The sequence below is a fragment of the Streptomyces sp. NBRC 109706 genome (assembly GCF_000974485.1).
Lineage (GTDB): Bacteria > Actinomycetota > Actinomycetes > Streptomycetales > Streptomycetaceae > Streptomyces.
The window spans coordinates 1-3,495 of record NZ_BBOM01000022.1; the positions used below are offsets into that span (position 1 = coordinate 1).

The 3,495-nt window shown below is 66.0% G+C and carries 1 protein-coding gene; it reads left to right on the forward strand.

The window, feature by feature from the left end; all coding sequences use genetic code 11:
* Positions 1-3,495: type I polyketide synthase (locus tag AOM46_RS31270; RefSeq protein WP_158920851.1), on the forward strand; the 3,495-nt coding region annotated here is incomplete at both ends.

Consider the following 3,495-nt stretch of genomic DNA (forward strand, 5'->3'; position numbering starts at 1 on the left):
GTCCCCGTCAACCTCGACCTCACCGCGATCCGGGCCGCCGACCCCACCCAGATCCCCGCCCTACTCCGCGGCCTCCTCACCAACCGAATCCACCGCACCACCGCAGCACAACAAACCGGCGCCGGCCAAGCACTCGCCCAACAACTCCACACACTCCCCGAACCCCAACAACGCCACATCCTGCTCGAACTCATCCGAACCAACGCCGCAACCGTCCTCGGCCACACCACCACCGACGCCATCGGCGAACACCAAACCTTCAAAGACCTCGGCTTCGACTCCCTCACCACCGTCGAACTACGCAACCGACTCAACACCACCACCGGACTACGCCTCCCCGCCACCCTCGCCTTCGACTACCCCAACCCCACCACCCTCACCAACCACCTCCTCTCACAACTCCTCCAAACACCCAACACCACCCCAAACACATCCCGCCCCACCCCCACCAACACAACACAACACAACGAACCCATCGCCATCATCGGCATGGCCTGCCGCTTCCCCGGCAACGTCACCACACCCGAACAACTCTGGAACCTCGTCGCCAACCAAACCGACGGCATGACCCCCTTCCCCACCAACCGAGGCTGGCCCAACACCCTCACCCAAACCGACAACACCCACCTCGGCGGCTTCGTCCACAACGCAGACCAATTCGACGCCACCCTCTTCGGCATCAGCCCCCGCGAAGCCCTCGCCATGGACCCCCAGCAACGACTACTGCTCGAAACCGCATGGGAAACCCTCGAAACCGCCGGAATCACCCCCACACACATCCAAGGAACCCAAACCGGCGTCTACATCGGATCCTCCACCTCCACCTACGGCACCGGCACCCAACTCCCCGAAACCTCCGACGGCCACCTCCTCACCGGCAACGCCCCCAGCATCATCTCCGGCCGCATCGCCTACACCTTCGGCCTCCAAGGCCCCGCCATCACCATCGACACCGCCTGCTCCTCCTCCCTCGTCGCACTCCACTGGGCCACCCAAGCCCTCCACACCGGCGAATGCGACCTAGCCCTCACCGGCGGCGTCACCGTCATGACCACCCCCGGCATATTCGCCGAATTCAACCGCCAAGACGGCCTCGCCACCGACGGCCACTGCAAACCCTTCGCCGCCGCAGCCGACGGCACCGGCTGGTCCGAAGGCGCCGGACTCCTCCTCCTAGAACGACTCACCGACGCCCAACGCAACGGACACCACATACTCGCGGTAATACGCGGCAGCGCCATCAACCAAGACGGCGCCTCCAACGGCCTCACCGCCCCCAACGGACCCTCCCAACAACGCGTCATCCAACAAGCCCTCACCAACGCCCACCTCACCCCCACCGACATCGACACCGTCGAAGCCCACGGCACCGGCACCCGCCTCGGCGACCCCATCGAAGCCCAAGCACTCATCGCCACCTACGGCCAAAACCGAAACCAAAACCACCCACTATGGCTCGGCTCCATCAAATCCAACATCGGCCACACCCAATCCGCAGCAGGCGTCGCCGGCGTCATCAAAATGGTCAAGGCACTCCAACACGGCCTCATGCCAGCGACCTTGCATGTGGACGAACCCTCACCCCAGATCGACTGGTCAGCCGGCACGGTAAAACTCCTCACCGAACCACAAGAATGGCCCCAAACCAACCGACCCCGCCGCGCAGCCGTCTCCTCCTTCGGCATCAGCGGCACCAACGCCCACGTCATCCTCGAACAAGCACCGGAACTGGATCCGGTCGCTGAACCCACCCTGCGGTGGTCGGGTCTGGTGCCATGGGTGGTATCGGCAAAGACCGAGAACGCGCTGCAAGCGCAGGTCACACGGCTGCGGTCCTTCGTTGGTGAACGGCCGGAGTTGGACCCGGTGGACATCGGCTGGTCACTGGCCACCACGCGGGCCACGCTGGAACACCGCGCGGTTCTGACCGGGGATGCGACGTTCATCTCCTCCGTCTCCGGCGTGGGCCGGACGGCGTTCCTCTTCACGGGGCAAGGCTCGCAGCGTGCGGGGATGGGGTTGGGGTTGTACGAGACCTTCCCCGTCTACGCCGAAGCCTTCGACGCGATCTGCGAACGCCTCGACGCACGACTGGAACACCCCCTCCGCGAGATCCTGACCGACGGCATTGACCTGGATCAGACGGGGTGGGCGCAGGCAGGGTTGTTCGCCCTCGAAGTCGCGCTGTTTCGGTTGGTCGAGTCCTGGGGGGTGACCCCGGATGTGTTGTTGGGGCACTCGTTGGGTGAGATCAGCGCCGCCCATGTTGCGGGGGTTCTCGATCTGGACGACGCGTGTGTGTTGGTGGCGGAGCGCGGGCGGTTGATGCAGGCGCTGCCGTCGGGTGGCGGGATGCTCGCGGTCCAAGCCACCGAAGCCGACGTCGCCGACTCCGGTTTGGATATTGCGGCGGTGAACGGTCCCCGGTCCGTGGTGTTGTCCGGGGATGTCGCGGCGATCGAGCGATACGCGGCCGAGTGTGGGGAGCGCGGCTGGCGGTTCAATGTGTTGTCGGTGTCGCATGCGTTCCATTCGGCGTTGATGGAGCCGATGCTGGACGAATTCGCCACTGTTCTGGCCGGGTTGACGTTCAACCCGGCGCGGATTCCGATCGTTTCGAACCTGACCGGGGTGGTGGCCGAGCCGGGGTTGTTGCAGGATCCTGAGTACTGGCTCAGGCAGGTCCGTGGGGCGGTGCGTTTCGCCGATGGTGCTGCGGCGCTGGAGGCGATGGGCGTCACGCGATACCTGGAGTTGGGTCCGGACGGGGTGCTCTCCGGTATGGCCCAGGAGACCGTTGCCGAGGGCACGTTCGTCCCGTTGTTGCGTAAGGACCGGGAGGAGACCGAGAGTGCGCTGACGGCTATCAGCCGTCTGTGGACGGTGGGTGTCGAGGTCGACTGGTCGGGTGTGTTTGCTGGTTGGGGTGGGCGGGTTGTTGAGCTGCCGACGTATGCCTTCCAGCGGGAACGGTACTGGCCCCAGCCCGGGTTGATCAGCGGGGATGTCGGGGCGCTGGGCTTGGCGGGTGCCGAGCACGCGTTGCTGGGGTCGGTGGTCGTACTGGCCGACAGCGACGGAGTGCTACTGACCGGCCGGCTGTCGACAAGCGGGCAGCCGTGGCTGGCCGACCACGTTGTACTCGGTCAAATCGTCGTCCCTGGCACGGCGTTGGTGGAGATGGTGCTGCGGGCCGGTCAGGAGGTCGGCTGCGGACAGGTCCGCGAGCTGGTGCTGCACGCACCGCTTGGGCTGCCGGAGTCCGGCGGCACACAGGTGCAGGTCCGGGTCGAGGCCCCCGACGCCTCAGGCGACCGCCCCGTGCATATCCACGCCCGCACCGAAGGCACCGACACATGGATCCTGCACGCCTCGGGCTTCCTCGCCCCCTCCGAACCCCAAGCACCATCGTTCGACCTGTCCGAGTGGCCGCCGGAGGGCACGGTCGCGGTAGACGTCGAGGGGTTCTATGACGTCCTCGCCAGCGGCGCCGGC